The organism is Corynebacterium sp. HMSC06G04 (assembly GCF_001807365.1).
Classification (GTDB): Bacteria; Actinomycetota; Actinomycetes; order Mycobacteriales; family Mycobacteriaceae; genus Corynebacterium; species Corynebacterium simulans.
This window is the reverse complement of sequence record NZ_KV788598.1, coordinates 1-18,353: the sequence shown is the minus strand read 5'-3', so window position 1 is coordinate 18,353 and position 18,353 is coordinate 1. Positions and strand designations below refer to the sequence as shown.

Sequence of the window (18,353 nt, the reverse complement as noted above, 5' to 3'; positions counted from 1 at the left end):
AAATGCGAAGTGCTCGCGCAGGCACGCGCGAGCACATCCGAAGAAACCACATTCACAGCTAGTTGACATACGGCGCTTGCGCCGGAATGTTTGGCAATTCCACCTGCGCGCCCGGTGCCGGTGCTGGTGCGTCCTCACCAGCTGGCTGGCGGTCCGTGCGCTGACGGCCTTGCGGCACCTCGTTCAAGCTGCCAGAAACATCCTTGGTTGCATCCGGGTCACTGGAAGCCTGGTCCGGTCGAACCGGTGCGCCGTTGACGTCAACAATCGCTTCGGTTGCCGGATCCGCTGGACGCTTCTCCTGCGGGTTACCTTCTGGGTCAACCTCAACGATGCCCGGCTGCGTCGGAACGCCCATCTTGGCCTCGTTGGCACGGCACGCGACGTCGGATGCCGAACGCACGTTTTCGAGGTCGCGGTTCAAAGTCTCCAGCTGGTTATCCAGCTCAGACTCCTGGACAGTGAGATCCTTGACCACGAAGGTCTGCGCGGTGGAGATACCGGACAGCCACATGGAGACGACCACGCCGAAAATCAGCAAACCGATTGCGATGAAAGATAGCCGGGTAAACAGCGAGTTCTTCTTGGTGGTTTGCTGCGGAAGCCGGCGGCCGCGGAAAGACACGACCTGCTTCGAACCCAAGCGGTTGCCGCGGCGCGTCGGCACTTGCGTGCGATGCGGAGCGCGGCGCGGAGTATATTGTGGGACCGCACGGCGGCCTGGCTCGAGAAGAGTCGTGGCGGCTCCGGTATCAGTTCCGGTAGTAAAGTCGCGGCTCGCCCCCATGGTGCGGGTCCTTCCTAGTGCTGGGTTCTGAAAAGTCTGTGCGGAGTAGTTACGTTCAGGGATACGTTCGTTGAGACTCATGACGTGCCTCCCGGTGGGTGCAGCGAAGGCTCGCCCTCAAGACGCTCGATAGCACGGACGCGAACCGAAGCAGCGCGGGAGTTTTCCTCGATCTCTTCGGCACTCGCCTTTTCCGCACCGCGGGTGACGGTCTTGAACTTCGGAGCGGTACCCGGCAGATCCATTGGCAAACCGGCGGGAGTTTTCGACTTCGTCAGCTCGGCAAAAGCCTGTTTGACGATGCGATCTTCCAACGACTGATAGCTCATGAACACCGCACGCCCGCCAACGGTGAGCGCGTCAGTGATGACAGGAATAACCTGCTCGATTGCCTCCAACTCGCGGTTAACCTCCACGCGCAGCGCCTGGAAAGTGCGCTTTGCAGGGTGCCCGCCAGTGCGGCGGGTGGCAGCCGGGATGGTGGCATAAAGCAGTTCAACGAGGCGCTCAGAGTTGCTAAAGGGCTCCTTCTCGCGCTCCTTGAGGACGGCGGAGGCAATCTTTCCGGCGAAGCGTTCGTCGCCGTAGGTCTTCAAGATGCGCGCCAAATCGCCGTGGCTATAAGTATTGAGGATGTCCGCAGCGGTAATCCCATGCGAAGGGTCCATGCGCATATCCAAAGGCGCGTCGGTCTTATAAGCAAAACCGCGCTCGACTTGGTCAAGCTGCATCGAGGAAACGCCCAAATCGAAGAGCGCTCCGGCGATTCCGTGCTCACGCGCGACGTCGAAAATCGTGCCCTCTGCGCGCTCGATTTCTGCACACACATCATCAAAGCGGGCATTGACGCCGACGAAGCGATCTCCGAAGGGCGCAAGGCGTTCGGTGGCTGCTGCCAAGGAGGCACCATCGCGATCGACACCAATTACGCGGACATTGGGGAACTTGTTCAAGAAGTACTCGGTGTGCCCGCCGGCCCCCAAGGTGCCGTCGATAAGCACTGCGTTATCGCCCGCAACAGAAGGTTCTAGCAGCTGTGCCATGCGCTCACGCATAACCGGCACGTGGCCGTGATTATCCGCTACGTCGTAATTTACTGCCGAGTTATTGTCCTGAGCCGTCATCGCTGCTAGTCACCCCCACTTTTGAAAAATTGTCTTACTGTGCAAAAAGAGTGCGTATAGGGCCCTGTCCGAGGCAGGTTTCTGATATCGGGGAAGTACACCAGAGCATCCACCTCGGGCAGAGTCCGTACACGCACTCATCGCTAGCTGCATATCTAAAGCAAGCCAGCGAGTACGTCATCGGCGTCTGCCGCCGAGTAAGCATCTTCAGTTTGCGCCTGGTACTCAGCCCATGCGGCTGCGTCCCAGATTTCGAGGAAGTCCACCGAACCGACAACCACGCACTCCTTCTTGAGGCTTGCGTACTCGCGGTGGGCTGCTGAAAGCGTGATCCGCCCATGCCCGTCTGGCCTTTGCTCATCCGCACTTGCTGCCAAGTTACGGATAAACGCACGCGCATCTGGGTTCGTACGAGATACCGCCGCCGCTTTTCGCGCTCGCGCCGCAAACTCCTCACGCGGGTACACCGCTAAGGAATGGTCCTGACCTTTGGTGACCATGAGGCCACCCGCCAGCTCTTCACGGAACTTCGCTGGAAGCGTTAGCCGCCCTTTGTCATCGAGCTTGGGAGTGTAGGTACCGAGAAACATCCCGGGTCCACCTTCCTGTTACTCGAAACTCCGGATTCCTCTGTGCAGCCCCTCGCGCCGGCAGATGTTCAACACACATCCACAGACCCTCGGTTCCACACTGCGCCCCACTCTACCCCACTTTCCCCCACTTCTGTCACCTTCGGCTGCGTGTTTAAAAGTTTTCCGACAAATCAGCCAAGGTAGAAGACCATTTTGATGGTGGGAAGAATTCCCCAGCCACCCCCTTGACAACACCCTGCAAACACCTCAACTACCCCACCAATCACACCAACATATTGCGCCCCACCGCCACCTTAAACCCCGCATGTTGCGATTAGTGCAGTCCCCACGCAGCCCGCGATGCACGTTTACGACTACCCCAATTGCAGCCGCCTGCCCGGGTACCGACGTTTGGCGGCCCGTCTTTATATCCGTTTCGACAAATACCCAGGGCTGGAAACCCAGAGTTCATGGTCGGTTTTCAGTCACCCCATAGAGCGCTAACCCACGAACAGGAGGTCTGGTTTTCCAGGGCTGGTAATCCTCTTGAACAACCCACAGCCGCCTCGCACACCGCCGGGATACGCACCGCCGCCCAACGCGCGCAAAAGGCCACACTCCCCTCCCCGCGGTGGGGCAAAGTGGAGAATGGGGGACGAAGTGGGTGGAAGGGGTGAAAGTGGGAGATAGAGCTCAGAGAAAACTAAAAGCCCGCATCCAGAAGGATGCGGGCTCTAGCACCAAAGAAGCTGGCAGCTTATTCGAAACGGCGGCGGAAGCTCTCCTCAAGGCGGGAGCTCACGCCTTGACGGTTGCCAGCCGGGCGGCGCGGCGCGCTATAGCTAACAGCCTCTTTACGGCCACGCAGCATCCACACGCCAGCACCGAACATCACGAGGAAGCCCAGTACAGACAAGGCCACAAACCACAGTGACTGCTGCGCCAAAGCTACGCCGCCAACCATCAACAAAAGGCCGACAACGATGAGGGCACCCCCGCGCAGGGTGATGGCGCCGCCGCTACCGAAGCCGGAGTCACCCGTAACGGAGGAACCAAACTTGGGATCATCCTGCATCAAGGATCGTTCAATTTCACACAGTGCCTGCTGCTCGTGCTCGGAAAGCGACACTTTTCCTCCAATTGATCTCAATGGGCATCGGGCCGAAAATCCACGCTGCGATGCACCTACGCGCCACCGCGCAAGCTTTGGGTTACACCATGATTCGTGAACTACTAACTATCTAACGCCCAGAGTAATCAGTAAGTTCCCGCAAGCACAGTCTGCCCCCACCACTATTGGGCAACGTCACACCCGGAGCAAATAACTGACCCCGACACCACGCAGCTAGGCAGCAAGAGAACCGAAGACAATCCCCTCTTCAACCTCTGCCAAAAATTCCGCAGCCAAGGCCATTAGCTTTACAACGACTTCTTCATCCGGCGCACCATCCAGCCCGGAGGCCACACGAGAACGAAGGCGGGAATATCCACGGAAACGCTCCGCCCAATCCCTCTCGGAAGCGCCCACCATGGCCAGCTGCTCCCACGCACTCGACGGCAAACGGCGCCGCTTTGACACTGCGGAATCTGTGATACGCGCACCGGCAGTGCGCAGACCCGCCTGGTATGCAAATTCGAGGGCTTGGTCCCAACGCTCAGCGGCAGCCATGGCGCGGGCCTGCGACAGAAGGTCTCCGGCTTGCGTTAGAAAACGGTCGCGCTTGAACGCGCCTGCGGCAGCGCGCGCCCCCTTGAACTGTGCTGTTGCAGAAATAACCTGTGCCATGATGCTCCTCCTTTGCTGTTGTTGACCATAAATCTAGAGCGTGCACTGGACATCTACTTCCAGATTAGTTCAAACGTTCGAATAAGGCAATGGTTTTCGCACTACAGACAAATATTTTCGAACATCCCCTCCCCTTATCGGGGCGTCGCCAAGCAGGGCAGGAACTTTTGCCGGAATTCCTTGTCGAACTCTGCCAAGATCTGCTGATATTAAAGACGTGAGTTTTCATATTCGTCGCTTGAGCCCGCAAGAGTTCGCCATGCTGGCGCCCCCCTTGGTCGATATTTACATCGCCGCCATGGGATATAGCCCCACCATGCGTGCAAATCGAATCAAGGCATGGAAAGCAGACATCATGCGGCCAGGGTTTACGGCGGTGATCGCGGAAGATGAGTATGGAATAGGCGGCGTCGCTTATGGCTTCATCGGTTCGCCCGACACCTGGTGGGACCAGCAGCTGCGAAGGGGATTCGCCGAGGCCGGCGGGGCCACTCAGGAGCAGCTGGAGATTCTCCACAACTACTTTGAGCTCGCCGAGATTCATGTCGCACCGAACCTGCAAGGGCATGGGCTGGGATTGGCGCTAATAAAGGAGCTGGCGTGGAACGCTCCTGCCAGTTACCTTTTACTGTCGACGCCGGAAGTCCCCGACGAGGCCAACGCGGCATTTCAGCTCTACCGTAAGGTGGGATTCTTCGATGTGCTGCGCGAGTTGGAATACCCCGCTGATTCCCGTGCCTTTGCAATTCTCGCGGCACGCCTGCCGCTTTCCACCATGTAACAGGGAATGTCCGGTTCAACAGGTAACGTGTGGGGAGTGAAAGACAACAGCATTCCTTCCCTAGAGCAGTTCCCGGATACCGCCCGCGAAAAGCTCCTGGAGTTTTTAGACCAGCGCCGCCCCGAGGTCGCCGAAATCGGCGGCCCCGTCGTTGGCGCCACGTCTTACTTGGAAAACTTTGTCCTCGACGGCGGCAAGCGTATCCGCCCCACCTACGCGTGGGCGGGTTTCCTGGGCGCACGCGGCTTGGACGGCGAAGAAGATCCGCAAGCCATGGCCACCGCCGCATCGTCGCTGGAATTCATTCAGGCCTGCGCGCTTATCCACGATGACATCATCGATTCCTCTGATACCCGCCGCGGAAACCCCACGGTGCATCGCGCCGTCGCAGCGCAGCATCGCGCGCAGAACTTCCACGGTGACGCAGACTTCTTTGGTCAGTCGGTTGCCATCCTCGTCGGTGACCTCGCACTAGCTTGGGCCGAAGACATGCTGCAAGGTTCAGGTCTAAGCAGCGCGGCTTTGCAGCGTGCGCGCGGCCCATGGGCGGGCATGCGCACCGAAGTCATCGGCGGCCAGCTGCTCGATATCTCGCTAGAGGCAGCGGGCTCTGAGGACCCCACTTTGGCCAATTCTGTGAACCGTTATAAGACGGCCGCCTACACCATCGAGCGTCCTCTGCATTTGGGCGCCGCGGTGGCAGGTGCTGACGCCGCGCTTATCAGCGCTTTCCGTGGCTACGGCCGCGACACCGGCATCGCCTTCCAGCTCCGCGATGATCAGCTGGGTGTCTTTGGTGACCCAGAAATCACCGGCAAGCCCGCCGGTGATGACCTGCGCGAAGGCAAGCGCACCGTGCTGCTCTCGTTGGCTTTGCAGCGCGCTGATGAAAAGGACCCAGCATCCGCGAAGGTGCTGCGCTCGCTCATTGGCAACACGGAAGACCCAGCCGAAATCGCGCAGATGGCTCAAATCATCGCTGACTCCGGCGCCCCGCAAATGCTGGAGGAGCAGATTTCGGCCCTAACCGAGTCCGGCTTGGGCCACTTGCGCAAGGCCCATGTTGATCCTGCAGTCACTGAGACCCTCGAGGCACTGGCTATTAAGTCCACTGCCCGTCGAATGTAGGCACTATGACCGCACCTGAGAAAGGTCACAAGACTTATACCGTGCGCCTGCCCAATGCGCTGCCGGTGGGAATCATCGCCAGCATCATCTTGGCCTTTGCCTCGTTTTCGGGCGGCGCCACGCGCAATCGCGGCGGTTTCCTCGAAGCGCTAAACGTCGGCTTCTTGGCTTATGGCCACGGCCGCAACGTGGGCATGGTGCTCTACTGGGTCGGCTTGTTTGGTCTGGTTGCGGCCTGGATTTTGGCAGGCCGCCAGGTTATTAATCCGCAGCTGAAGAACCCTCAGCACAAAGGTGGCCTACGCTCTATCCGCATCATGTTGAGCGCTTGGATTGCGCCTTTGCTCTTCGCTGCTCCCCTAGCCTCCCGCGATGTCTATTCCTATCTGATGCAGGGCGCCATGGTGCGCGATGGCTTCGATCCTTATACGGAAGGCGCGGCGGTCAATCCAGGCCCGTTCCTGCTGGAGGTCTCCCATGACTGGCGCAACACCACTACCCCATATGGCCCGCTGCACTTGTGGATGGCCGAGGCAGTCACGCGCGTAGTCGGGGACAATGTGGCCGCCGGTATCATCATCTACAAGGCGATTTCCCTGCTTGGCTTTGCGGTCATCGCGTGGGCGATTGTGCATCTCACCCGTGCCCTTGGCGGCGATCCTGCCCTAGCGCTGTGGCTTGGCGTGGCCAACCCAGTGGTGGTGTTGCACTTGGTAGCGGGCATGCACAACGAGTCCGTGATGGTGACTTTGGTATCACTCGGCCTGCTGGCTGCGGTGAAGAAACGCTTCCACATTGGCTTGCTGCTCATCGGCGTCGCGGTGGCGCTTAAAGCCACAGCTATCTTCGCAGCCCCCTTCGTGGTGTGGATGATGGTGCTGCACTATGCGCCGGGCTCGGCCTCGCGCGGGCGCCAGCTTGGTGCTTTTGTGCTCTCCGGCATCGTGGCTTTGGCTGAGGTAGGCCTTGCGGTGGCTGCGATTACTTGGGCTTCGGGCAGCTCCTGGGGCTGGCTTTCGCAGATCAGCGGCAACTCTAAGGTGGTCAATCCCCTAGCTGGCCCTACCTTTGCCGCCGATGTCATGATTCCGTTGATTCAGATCTTCAGCCCGGATACCACCTACAACGGCGTGCTGAACGTACTGCGCACCATTTCGATGGTTTTGATGCTCATCGGCTTGGTGGCCATGTGGTGGCTGGGCCGCGGCAGCGTGCGCCGTGCCATCGCCGGCACTGCGGGCGCCTACCAGGTGGCGTTCCTCTTCAATTCGGTGACGCTGCCTTGGTACTACGCCTCGGTGCTGACGCTGATGGGCACCTTCCGCCCACCGCTGTTGCTGCTGAAGATAACCACCGGCGTTTCGCTGTTTATCGGCGTCGCTTTCTCCGGCGATGGCAACCACCAGCTCTATAACTGGTGGTGGGATATCGCCATGGTCGTTGCCGCGTGGGCTTTAACGCAGTGGATCTTCGCTGGCGTCAGCCCCAAGATCGGCGATGGGCTGCGTAGGAACGCAGCCCAGGAACCCATAAAAGCAGAGTCTGCAGAAAAAGCTACTGCCTAGAAAGCAGAAGCCTGCGCGCGGCGGATAACTTCGCGCGCCAGGTGGCCGTGCAAGGCGTCGATCGGGCGGCCCGGGAGAGTTTCATCTTCGGTGAAAAGATGGATGAAGATCTCTTGGTCGCTAAAACCGCCGTCGCTAAGCACGGTGATAACGCCTGAAACATACTTGGAGATAACGCCCTTCTGATTAAAGAAGGCAGCCGGCACCAAGCGGGTACCTTCTGCGTTGCGCCACGCGATGAACTTGCGGGCGCCCAGCAGATCAAACACGCGGGTAATCTGCAGGTCGAGCTTGTCCGCCACCTCTTGCAGCGTCAACAGCTCCTCGCCTTCCAGGAGGGCAGCGATTTCTTCGTTCTTGGCCTGTTCGGAATTCATCTGTGGATTAGTCACAGACACAACCTTAGCCGGATACCACATCGCTGCGTCTATCAGCCATACTGGATTACATGACAAGGCTGGAAATAGGCGACATTCTCGAGGACCGCTATCGCGTCGATCGGCCGATCGCGCGGGGCGGCATGTCCACGGTTTATCGCTGCGTCGACATGCGCTTAGGCCGTGCGGTGGCGGCGAAGGTGATGCATGAGCACTATCAAGACGATCCGGCCTTTGTGAAGCGTTTCGAGCGCGAGGCCCGCGCGATGGCGCAGCTGCAGCATCCAAACCTCGTGGGAGTGCATGACTTCTCTTCCGATGGCGTGCCAATTTTTCTCATCATGGAACTTATCACCGGCGGCACCTTGCGCGAGCTGCTCGCCGAGCGCGGACCCATGCCGGCACACGCCGCGGCGGCGGTCATGCGTCCGATGCTCATGGGCTTGGATGAAGTCCATCGCGCGGGTTTAGTCCATCGCGATATCAAGCCAGACAACGTGCTGATTACCGCACAGAACCGCGTGAAGGTGGGGGATTTTGGTCTGGTGCGTTCGGCCGCAGCGGAGCGGGGCTCGAGCCAGATCATCGGTACGGTGTCGTATCTTTCGCCAGAGCAGGTCACCGGTGAGCCGATTACGGCGGCCTCCGATGTTTATTCCGCCGGCATCGTCCTCTTCGAGCTTCTGACAGGCAGCGTTCCTTTCCGTGGCGCTACCCCATTGGAGCACGCGCAGGCACGCCTGCAGGCAGATGTGCCGGCACCTTCGTCTCGCATTGCGGGAGTGCCGAAGCTTTTCGACGCCCTCGTCGCCACCGCCACGGCGCGGGAAAAGTCCGAGCGCTTCGCCGACGCAGGCGAGTTCTTGGACGCGCTTGACGACGTCACGCGGGAGCTCGCACTCCCCGACTTCACTGTCCCTGTCCCCCGCAACGCTGCCGCCGCCCGCACTGCCGAGCAGCCCACGGATTTCTCCGGCACGGGAGCTACCCACGTCTTCGATGCCACCACGGCGTTAGAAAGCTCGGCGCCCCAGCCGCGGCCTGCCGAAGAAGAACCGGCAACCGAATACCTTCCGCAGCAGCCACAGCGCGCGCCTCTTAGCTTCGAAACGCGCGCCGATACGCCAGCCGCGCCGCGGCCGGCGGCTTATCCATCGCAGACACGCATCGATCCCTACGCCGGGCAGGTGCCCCCGACTCCGCAAACTCCACCGGCTCCGATGCCGCAGCAGGCGCCGGCTCCTGCCCCGCAACAGCACAATCAGCTCTCCCGCATCGCGGAGGAGGAACCAGAAGAGCGCCGGGAAACTAACCGCAGTATCTTCTCACTGCTGCTTTTCCTGGCGCTCGTGGCACTAGCTACCGTCGCCGTGGCGATCGGCGGCTGGTGGTTTGGCTCAGGCAACTACGGCTTCTTGCCGCAGTTCCTAGCCTAAGTAGCGGTCTTTGCCCGCTAGTTGCGCAGCATCTCCGCTATGAGGAAGGACAACTCCAGGGACTGCTGGGTGTTGAGACGCGGGTCCACTGCGGACTCGTAACGACCCGGCAGGTCTAGGTCGGTGATGTCCTCAGCGCCGCCCAAGCACTCGGTGACGTCCTCGCCGGTGAACTCAAGGTGCACGCCGCCTGGGTGGGTGCCCAGCTCGCGGTGGACCTCGAAGAAGCCTTGGACCTCGTCGACGATCTTGTCGAAGTGACGGGTCTTGTAACCATTCGACGCCGTGAAGGTGTTGCCATGCATTGGATCGCACTGCCAGACTACCTTGTGGCCGGAGTCTTCTACTGCCTTGACCACTGCTGGCAAGACGGTACGCACCTTGTCGTGGCCCATGCGGGTGATCATGGTCAGGCGTCCTGGTTCGCGGTTCGGGTCGAGCTTTTCTGCGTACTCCACCGCCTGCTCCGGGGTAACTCCAGGGCCAAGCTTGATGCCCACGGGGTTACCGATGAGCGCGGCGAAGTTGACGTGGAAGTCCTCGAGGCCGCGGGTACGCTCACCAATCCACAGCTGGTGGGCGGAAAGATCGTAAAGCTTGGTCTCGCCGTTGGTGTCCATGCCAAGGCGCAGCATGGAACGCTCGTAGTCCTTCAACAGGGCCTCGTGGGAGCAGTAGATCTCAGCAGAACGTAGGGTCTCGTCAGAAACTCCGCAGGCGTTCATGAAAGCCAGGCCGTTTTCAATTTCATCGGCCAGCGCCTGGTAGCGCGCACCAGCCGAGGAGTTTGCCACGAATTCGCGGTTCCACTCGTGCAGGCGGTACAGGTCGGCGGTGCCAGACGAAGTCAACGAACGCACCAGGTTCATGGCAGCCGAAGAGTTAGCGTAGGCGCGAATCATGCGGGCTGGGTCGTGACGCCGGGCCTCTTCGGTGGGTTCAACTCCGTTGACGATGTCGCCGCGGTAGTTGAGCAGACCTTTTGAGTCCATGTCCGACGAACGCGGCTTCGCGTACTGACCGGCGATGCGACCCAACTTCACAACCGGGGTCGAAGCGCCATAGGTGAGCACCACTGCCATCTGCAGCAAGGTTTTCACGTTGCCGCGGATGTGCGGCTCGGTATTGGATTCAAAGGTCTCAGCACAGTCGCCGCCTTGCAGCAGGAATGCCTTGCCGAGCGCGACGTCGGCAAGCTTGCGCTTAAGCTCTTCAATCTCCGGTGCCACGACAATGGGCGGCACGGATTCCAGAATCTTGCGCACGTTATCTGCCTGCGCGCGATCCCAGCTCGGCTGCTGCTTGGCATTGCGTGCGATGGCATCCTGGAATCGCTCCTCGATGCCGGCAGGCAAAGGTGGAAGATCCGGAAGTGCTTCTTTAGGGATATCTACTGTCCAACTCACATGGCTATTTAACCATTAGCTCCCTGTCGCAGGATAGTTTGGGACTAGATAGTTACTTGGTTGGCCCTTGTCAGGGGTAGTGCCTCCATGCAGGCGCGGAACTTGGCTAGGTTATGGCGCGCGTCGACAAGCGCGTCGTGATTGCCCTGCGGCACCGGCGGCAACTTCGGGCAGCCGGCGAATTCCCAGTACTGCTTGAGCTCGCGGGTATAGCGCGGGATGCGCTTAGGCAAGCCCGCCATATCGCCCCACAACTGGGCCAAAACCACGTGGTCATAGGCGCCCACCCAAGCCCAGAGCTCGACCGGAGTGGAGTGCTTGGTGAGAAACTCTATGAGCTCCTCACGAATGCGGTCGCGCGACTTCCAGACGGGATCGCTCGGGGAAGGCAGCTTATCGAGAACGTTCTCGCGCACCCACGCGTTGGCATGCGCGGGGTTGAAGTCGGTAGATACCGCATAAAATTCGCTGCCATCTTCGCCGACGATGCCAATGGAGACCAGCTCTATGGTCTTTCCATTCTCAATAAACTCGGTGTCATAGAAGTAGCGCACGGGGCCTAATCTTACTTGGCTTCCCTCCCTCAGCATGCCTTGGGGTCTGGGGTGCAAGAGGCGGTGCTTGGCGACGCCGCCCGACCTCCGCGCCCACGCATGCACCTGCTAGTCGCGGCGGCGTGCGCTGCAACAATGAACCCGCTCGCGGCGGTGGGCCTTTGGGTCTTGCCGCGGAGTGATTTCTGGCGGAGTGTTTTCTGGATGATAATCCTGCTGTGCAGGCGCGTCGATGAGATGCGAGATGTCTGGCGGTTTGAGCAGCCAGCCTACAATCGGCACGCGCCCCAGCGCCCATAGCGCCAGAGAGGCAATGGCTGCGAAGACGAAGCAAGCGATCAACCAGAACCAGGTGTTATCCAGCAAGTGCTCGCCGTGCAGGGTGACCTCATGTGGGAACCAAGCCATGAAGAAGCCATAGCCCACTGTAAGGCCGATGGGATGCGCCAAGTAGATGGGCAGCGTGTGCGAGCCTATAAAGCGCAATCCCTTGGACAGGACTGGGACATAGGAGACCCAAATCGCCAGCACAATACCCAGCGGGACCTCCAAGGCCTGTTCCACGAAGCGGACCAAGATGTGCACCTCGTTAGAGGTCAGGTACTCCGCACCGGGCAGCGGCCACGGAATGAAGACCTCCTCGGGATAAGAATCCCAAGCACGGCGGAAAAAGGAGCCGCAGAGGTAAGCCACAATGGTGCCGCCGTAGAAAAAGGCGGTGGAAAGGCCAAAGTGTCCCTTGAAAGGTGCCTCGATTTCGGAGGCGAAGCGGGTAATCCAGTCCCGGAAGAAAGCCGCGGCTACGAACATCGGCAGGAACATCATCGCCTTGGCAATGAAGGTAAAGTGCGCCTGCCACGCCATGAACAACAGCGGCGTAAAGCTTAAAAGCACGGCCAGCCAGCCGGGCAGCTTGCGTACGCACCACAAGAAGATGTTGAAGAAGATCAGAGAATGGATAAACCAGGCCATCGTGTGGCCAAAGACCATGTTGAACAGCATCTCATTGCGATCAAAGATGTCGCTTTCGAAGACCCAGTGTAATTCGAGGCGTTTTACCTGCAATTCCACGGCCATCCACACCACATAGGGCACGATGAAATACCACAGGCGGCGCGCGAAAAGCTGCGGGAAGGTGAAGTTAAAAACCTTCGTAGAAAAGTAGCCGCTGACGAGGAAGAAGAGGGGCAAACGCAGCGGGTCTAACCAGAGGTTGAGGGCCGCGAGTCGGGTCTCGCTGGATTCGGGAACAGTGAGCGTGACGTGCAAAAGAACAACGCCAAGGATGGAAATACCCTTGGCGATGTCAGGCCACGCTAATCGAGCCTTAGGGGAACTCACCGCCTAGTGCGCCTCGTATTTTGGTTCCGCGCCTGCAGGATAGCCCTTGCCTGCTTGCAGGGAGGCTTTGACCTCAGAGGCATAGACATCGACATACGGCTGGCCGGAAAGCTCGGCCAATTCCTGCATAACGTAATCGGTGAAAGCACGAATGGTGTCATGCTCATTCGGGTCCAAACCGCGTTCCGCTGCCCACTCATGCGGATCGATCGGCTCGGCAACGCGCATGCCGACCTTGGTAGGACGCGGCACCCAGCTGCCGATCGGATTGGCCTTGCGGGTACCGATCATGGCGATCGGAATGACCTTCTTCCCGGTAGTCATGGCGATGCGCCCCATACCAGTACGACCTTTGTAGATGCGGCCATCAGGAGAACGGGTGCCCTCCGGGTAGATGCCAAACAGGTCTCCTCTATTCAGAATCAGCTGTGCGGATTCCAGCATGGCATCGCTGGCGTTGTCGCTGTCGCGCTCGACGGGGACCTGGCCGACCGAGCTGAAGAACCACGCTTGCGCGCGGCCCACCAAGCCCGGAGTGGTGAAATACTCGCTCTTGGCCAAGAAGGTGATCTGACGCGGGCACATCAGTGGGAAGAAGAAAGAGTCCATCACCGCTTGGTGCGTGGAGACAAGAATCGCTGGACCTGCAGTGGGAATGTTATCCATGCCTTCAGTCCACGGGCGGTTCCACAACCGCAAGGCAGGACCGAAAAAGATGTTCTTAAATGCCCAGTACCACTTGTTTCGCATCGCGTTGTCCCTGTCGTTTAATTAACCTACGGCAAGCCCATTGCGGGCTAGGTCAGCTACGCCAATCATACCCGCCGCTGAGCCCAGATCTGCGGTGGCCACGCGGGCCAGCGGGCGATGCCCCGCCCCTACTATTTGGCGCGCCATGTTCTCGCGCGCGGTGTCTAGGTAGAGATCCGCATCATTGGCGACGCCGCCGCCAATCACGATCAGCTCGGGATCCAAGACGTCTGCCACGATGGAAAGGCCCTGGCCCAGCCAGGTTCCGAAGTGCTCCATGACGGCTAGGCCGAGAGGATCGCCGGCGCGTGCGGCGGTGGTGATTTCTACTCCCTCGGCACCTACTGGCAGCGTGGTGGAATAGCTTGGGCGCAGCTCCTCACAGGTATCGGGCAATGCGGTACCGGAGGCATAGCGTTCCAGGCAGCCGCGCTTGCCGCAGGAGCACTCGCGTCCACCCGGTACCACGATAAGGTGGCCGAATTCTGGGGCCGTGCCAAACGCGCCGCGGTAAATCTTGGCCTCGGTCATCAAGGTTGCGCCAATGCCGGTGCCGACAGAGAAGAAAACCCAATCCTTGGCGCCGCGCCCGGCACCGAAGCGCCACTCTCCCCACGCTGCGGAGTTAGCGTCATGCTCGAGGCGTACGGGTAGACCGAGCCGCTTGCTTAAGATTTCGCGCACCGGCGCATCGCGCCACGGCAAGTGCGGGGCAAAGCGCACGGTTTCACACTGGGGATCCAAAAAGCCGGCGAGTGCCAAGCCGACTGCGGAGATCTCATTCTTCTCACGGAGGGTGTCTACAGCCTGGACGATGTCATCTTCTAGCTGACGGGCGTTATCCGCGGTTGGCACGCTCACCGAATCAACAATGTTGCCCTCCGCGCTGATGGTCGCCGCGCGTAGGTTGGTGCCGCCGATGTCGAATCCAATGGTGAATCCGGAGTCCGCGGCAGGTTGAGCGTGTTCAAGCATGCACAACAGGATATACCCCCGCCGGGGTATTGGTCACATTCTGCATGTTCGAGCGGAATCGATAAAGAAATTAATCTCTGCCACTAACCCAAGATTTCACGCAGGCGCCCACCCATGATTTCCCACGTCCATGCCGTCTCCACGTGGTTGCGGCCAGCCTGCCCCATGCGGCGGGCGCGAGGTGCATCGCCTAGCAAGGCGCACAATGCCTCCTCCAATTCGGCAACACTTGAACCGCTCACCACGATGCCGGTGCCATCCGTGACGGTCTCCGGTGCGCCGCCGGAGTCACCGGCGATGACGGGCACGCCGCAGGCCTGGGCCTCAAGGTAGACGATGCCCAAGCCCTCGACATCGAGGCCTCCCCCACGGGTACGCGCGGGCATGGCAAAGACATCGGCGGCGTGCAGGGCCATCTGCAGCTCCGTAGTGTCTTTGGCCTCGCGGATGATGACGTCGGGGGCATAGATTTCGGCTAACCGCTCTAAAGCTTTCCGGTAGCGGCCGCGACCAATGATGAGCAGTTGTGCATTGGGAAATTGCGCGCGAACCTTCGGAAGGGCTCGCAGCAGCTGGTCTTGCCCCTTGCGCGGGACCAAGCGGGAAATACACGTGATGACGGGACCATCTGACAAACCGAAGTGCGCACGCGCAGCCTGCTTTTTCTGCTCATCGGCCGGCTGAAAATCCTCCAGGCTCACCGCAGAGGGAAGATGCACCCACTCCGGCCCAGGGCCAAAGGGCGCTTGCAAGCGACGCAGCGTGTAGTCGGAGATATACGTAATAACATCAGCGTGATCTCCGATGCGCCGCAGCGCCTGACGGGCAACCGGAAGCATGGACCACCCCACCTCGTGGCCGTGAGTAGTGGCCACAACCTTGGTCGCGCCGGCTTCCTTGGCAGCCTTGCCCATCAATGCAAGAGGGGCTGCCGCACCGAACCAAACGGTGTCGATGTCATAGGCCTTGATAAGCCGCTGCATCTCGCGCACGGTTGCCGGAGTAGGCAGCATGATGCGCCGCGGCCAACGGATGACCTGGTAGGGCTGGGCGGCGTCGTAAAGCGCGGCGGCTTCAGCATCCTGCGTCGAGGCAAAGACGACAACCTCGGAAGGATCCAGGGTGGAGACGAAGTCCCGTAGATATGACTGAATCCCGCCAATCGTGGGCGGGAAGTCATTGCTAACCAGTAGTGTGCGCGCCATGCGCCCTACTCTAGTAGCGCACCGCTCCTTGGATCGGCATAGAGTCCACCGGAACGACCTGAACCGGCACGCCATAGGTCGAAGCATGTACTACCTTGCCATCGCCGACGTACATGCCGACGTGGGTAACTCCTGGGTAGTAACCGATGATGTCACCGGGTTCGAGCTGATCGAGCGGGACCTGGGTGCCACCTGCGAGCTGCGCCTGGGAGGTACGCGGAATGGACTTGCCCATCTGCTGATAACTCCACACCATAAGACCCGAGCAGTCAAAGACGTCAGGGCCCGTAGCACCCCAGCCATACGGCGCACCCAAGCGGGTAAGGGCAGCTTCGACGGCCTTGGAACCGGAACCGTCGGACAATGCGGCAACGTCAACGTCCTTAGCACCGAAGCGGCCCACAAAGGCAGCGCGCTGCTCCTCGCTTAGGCTATCGACCTTTTCCTCGATCTCCTTCTTCTGTGTTTCGAGCTCTTCCTGCTCCTTGAGAAGGCGATCCCGCTGCCGTTCAAGCTCCGCAGCCTTATCCTGTGCGGCCTTTACGGCAGCGGCGGCCTCGTCTTGCAGTCCACGAGCGACGTCGGCGGCTGCAGCCTTGTCATCAAGATTGCGTTGCGCGGTGCGCGAAAGCGCACCAAGGTAGCCCATACGTTCAACAGCGGTGCCAGGATCTGCGGCATCCAAAGCGGCTGCGACGGCACTGGTGGAATCACCGCGGTAGCGCGACTGGGCGATGCCGTTGATGCGATCTTGTTGGTCTGTTACGGCAACAGCTGCAGCATCCGCTTTTATGCGCGCGTCATCGGCGCGCTTCTGGAGTTCTTCTACTTCCTTTTCGGTAGCGGCCAGTGCATCCTCGGAAGCCTTGACTTCCTCGTTCTTGGCGGCCACGCGCTGGGCGACGTCCGCGACACGGTCAACCAACTTCTGCAGGTCCTCGCTCGCAGGACTGCCAGGTTCCTCCGCGGGCGCTGCGGCAGCCGGTGCTTCCTGGACTTGCTCGACCTCTTGTGCCGTCGCGGGAGGCACGACCGCCACGCCCCAAGCGGTGGATACGGTAAGCGCTGCGGCCAATGCCGCGTAGAAAGTGCGGCGGGCCCGCAAAGTGGAAGAAAGCACGGTAGAAGTTCCCAAACTTAAAAAATAATAATAGACCGCTTGATACTAGCGTATATCTCGCACTGAAAGCGAGTATACGAACAAAGAACTATAAAACCACAAATAGCCCCTGCCGTCCATAAATAATTGGAGGCAAGGGCTAGTAATGCCGAATGCAGCTGCTTAAGCCTTAGAAGCGAACTGCGGAGTGGATCGGCATGTAATCCAGAGGGCGCTCCTGAACCGGGACACCGGAGTTCAAAGCGTCGATGATGGTGCCGTTGCCGGTGTAGATACCGACGTGGGATGCACCAGAGTAGTAGACGATGATGTCGCCCGGCTGCAGAGCATCCAGGGAGACCTGCTTGCCAGCAGCAGCCTGAGCCTGGGAGGTGCGTGGGATCTCAACGCCAGCCTGGCGGTATGCCCAAGAGGTCAGACCGGAGCAGTCGAATGCGCTCGGGCCGTTTGCGCCGTAAACGTACGGTGCACCAATGGCGGAGCGTGCAGCTGCGAGAGCCTTCTGGCCTGCAGACTGTGCCGGAGCAGCGGCCGGAGCCGGTGCCTGTACGGACGCTGCGTAGTTTACGTTCTCCTGCTGCAGGGACGGAACATACTGCTGGATGTTCGGAACCTGGTTGATGTTCGGGACGTTCTCCAGACCCGCAACCTCGAAGCGGTAGTCGGTGTTAGGAATGACTACCTCGGCACCCTGTGCAACTGCTGGGACTGCAACTGCTGCGGACGCTGCAGCAACTGCGGTGGTTGCAATACGGCGGGTAGTGATTGCGCCCTGACGACGGTGCTTAGACACGAATTAAACTCCAAATCTTCCTGTGTGCCTACTTCGAATGAGCACGCGTAATTACTTCGCAGAAATACTGGAAGTAAAGATTCACGCTCTGGTTCACAATTTCTGCAAACCATTCGGAGCTCTGACCCGGGGCGGGCCTAGCGTTCGTTGATGCTCCGTTCCTGTAGGAGCATCTCCACTCGCCCCCCCGGTTTAGGAGGGGCCAGATGCGGCACTTAAATCTTCAGTTCGTTATTGAGCACCACTTCGTCGGTAACTCAATGTCTCAAATAGGTTACGAAACTGTCACGGCCAATGTCGAATCACCGACCCAAAACCACGGCCGTTATCGTCCCGTTATCTTCCATTGACATTTCCGAAATGTTTCAGACCTTTAGCCGGGGAACGCTCCCCGTTATCACTTTGAGACAAAGCCTAACCTGCGAAAATAATGGCCGCTAATGCCGTTTGCGGGAAACTCATTATCATCAACTTTTGAACCAAATTTAGCGTAAAAATTGAGACAGTGACCTTCCTCACAGCTCAGTTTTGGGCCAGAATTGGAGGCTCACCAGCCCCAATTTTCACACACATTTGAACTCAGTTTTGGCGAGTTTATGCGCTCGGAGAATGCGCTACTTCCCATTACGTTGTTAGCAGTTCCACCCCAGGGC

At 59.6% G+C, this 18,353-nt stretch carries 18 protein-coding genes; 4 read left to right on the top strand and 14 right to left on the bottom strand.

From position 1 onward, the window contains the following. Positions 1-58 precede the first annotated feature (58 nt). From HMPREF3158_RS12850 to HMPREF3158_RS01905, 5 genes are all read right to left on the bottom strand, one after another. Positions 59-868, bottom strand: coding sequence for a cell division protein FtsL (locus HMPREF3158_RS12850; RefSeq protein WP_246816165.1), 810 nt, complete (start codon positions 866-868; stop codon positions 59-61). Then, positions 865-1,911 carry a 16S rRNA (cytosine(1402)-N(4))-methyltransferase RsmH gene (gene rsmH / locus HMPREF3158_RS01920; protein ID WP_062038212.1) on the bottom strand — a complete coding sequence of 349 codons (1,047 nt, stop codon included), beginning with the start codon at positions 1,909-1,911 and terminating at the stop codon, positions 865-867. The genes HMPREF3158_RS12850 and rsmH overlap by 4 nt, the downstream gene beginning before the upstream one ends. A gap of 155 nt (positions 1,912-2,066) precedes the next feature. Further along, positions 2,067-2,501: a division/cell wall cluster transcriptional repressor MraZ gene (gene mraZ, locus HMPREF3158_RS01915; protein WP_061923504.1), complete on the bottom strand. Its 435-nt coding sequence runs from the start codon at positions 2,499-2,501 to the stop codon at positions 2,067-2,069. A gap of 739 nt (positions 2,502-3,240) precedes the next feature. Further along, positions 3,241-3,612 carry a DUF3040 domain-containing protein gene (locus HMPREF3158_RS01910; RefSeq protein ID WP_070497094.1) on the bottom strand — a complete coding sequence of 124 codons (372 nt, stop codon included), beginning with the start codon at positions 3,610-3,612 and terminating at the stop codon, positions 3,241-3,243. 216 nt (positions 3,613-3,828) lie between these two features. Then, on the bottom strand, positions 3,829-4,269 hold the full coding sequence (locus HMPREF3158_RS01905) for an SAV_6107 family HEPN domain-containing protein (RefSeq protein ID WP_070497090.1): 441 nt from the start codon (positions 4,267-4,269) through the stop codon (positions 3,829-3,831). Between the two features lie 217 nt (positions 4,270-4,486). Here HMPREF3158_RS01905 and HMPREF3158_RS01900 point away from each other — a divergent pair, with 217 nt between their 5' ends. The 3 genes from HMPREF3158_RS01900 to HMPREF3158_RS01890 are packed head-to-tail and all read left to right on the top strand — an operon-like array spanning position 4,487 to position 7,743. Beyond that, positions 4,487-5,050 (top strand): GNAT family N-acetyltransferase, encoded by a 564-nt coding sequence (locus tag HMPREF3158_RS01900; RefSeq protein WP_070497088.1) that lies wholly within the window; start codon positions 4,487-4,489, stop codon positions 5,048-5,050. A gap of 36 nt (positions 5,051-5,086) precedes the next feature. Further along, positions 5,087-6,178 carry a polyprenyl synthetase family protein gene (locus HMPREF3158_RS01895; RefSeq protein ID WP_246816164.1) on the top strand — a complete coding sequence of 364 codons (1,092 nt, stop codon included), beginning with the start codon at positions 5,087-5,089 and terminating at the stop codon, positions 6,176-6,178. Between the two features lie 5 nt (positions 6,179-6,183). Next, positions 6,184-7,743 (top strand): alpha-(1->6)-mannopyranosyltransferase A, encoded by a 1,560-nt coding sequence (locus HMPREF3158_RS01890; protein ID WP_070497082.1) that lies wholly within the window; start codon positions 6,184-6,186, stop codon positions 7,741-7,743. Here the strand turns inward: HMPREF3158_RS01890 and HMPREF3158_RS01885 are convergent. Continuing rightward, positions 7,740-8,120, bottom strand: a complete 381-nt coding sequence (locus HMPREF3158_RS01885) for an Rv2175c family DNA-binding protein (protein WP_235591065.1) — start codon at positions 8,118-8,120, stop codon at positions 7,740-7,742. The two genes, HMPREF3158_RS01890 and HMPREF3158_RS01885, sit on opposite strands and share 4 nt — an antisense overlap. 71 nt (positions 8,121-8,191) lie before the next feature. Between HMPREF3158_RS01885 and HMPREF3158_RS01880 the strand changes: the two genes are divergently transcribed. Next, the gene (locus tag HMPREF3158_RS01880; RefSeq protein WP_070497079.1) at positions 8,192-9,556 is read left to right on the top strand and encodes a protein kinase domain-containing protein; all 1,365 of its coding nucleotides are present in this window, start codon (positions 8,192-8,194) and stop codon (positions 9,554-9,556) included. 17 nt (positions 9,557-9,573) lie between these two features. On the opposite strand, the gene HMPREF3158_RS01875 is transcribed toward HMPREF3158_RS01880, so the two are convergent. The 8 genes from HMPREF3158_RS01875 to HMPREF3158_RS01840 form a co-directional block, all read right to left on the bottom strand. Beyond that, complete coding sequence (locus tag HMPREF3158_RS01875; RefSeq protein WP_070497076.1) at positions 9,574-10,962, bottom strand: class II 3-deoxy-7-phosphoheptulonate synthase; 1,389 nt, start codon at positions 10,960-10,962, stop codon at positions 9,574-9,576. Between the two features lie 44 nt (positions 10,963-11,006). Beyond that, on the bottom strand, positions 11,007-11,516 hold the full coding sequence (locus HMPREF3158_RS01870) for a polyadenylate-specific 3'-exoribonuclease AS (protein WP_061923531.1): 510 nt from the start codon (positions 11,514-11,516) through the stop codon (positions 11,007-11,009). Positions 11,517-11,624: 108 nt separating this feature from the next. Then, positions 11,625-12,857, bottom strand: coding sequence for an acyltransferase family protein (locus HMPREF3158_RS01865; RefSeq protein WP_141740976.1), 1,233 nt, complete (start codon positions 12,855-12,857; stop codon positions 11,625-11,627). A gap of 3 nt (positions 12,858-12,860) precedes the next feature. Next, complete coding sequence (locus HMPREF3158_RS01860; RefSeq protein WP_061923535.1) at positions 12,861-13,607, bottom strand: lysophospholipid acyltransferase family protein; 747 nt, start codon at positions 13,605-13,607, stop codon at positions 12,861-12,863. A gap of 21 nt (positions 13,608-13,628) precedes the next feature. Further along, a complete protein-coding gene (locus HMPREF3158_RS01855; protein WP_070497073.1) occupies positions 13,629-14,582 on the bottom strand; it encodes an ROK family protein in 954 nt (317 codons plus the stop codon). An 83-nt stretch (positions 14,583-14,665) separates the two neighbouring features. Continuing rightward, positions 14,666-15,787, bottom strand: coding sequence for a glycosyltransferase family 4 protein (locus HMPREF3158_RS01850; RefSeq protein WP_070497070.1), 1,122 nt, complete (start codon positions 15,785-15,787; stop codon positions 14,666-14,668). 10 nt (positions 15,788-15,797) lie between these two features. Next, entirely contained in the window at positions 15,798-16,907 is a 1,110-nt protein-coding gene (locus tag HMPREF3158_RS01845; protein ID WP_235591261.1) for a C40 family peptidase, read from the bottom strand. A 169-nt stretch (positions 16,908-17,076) separates the two neighbouring features. Then, positions 17,077-17,700 (bottom strand): C40 family peptidase, encoded by a 624-nt coding sequence (locus tag HMPREF3158_RS01840; protein WP_062038183.1) that lies wholly within the window; start codon positions 17,698-17,700, stop codon positions 17,077-17,079. Positions 17,701-18,353 lie beyond the last annotated feature (653 nt).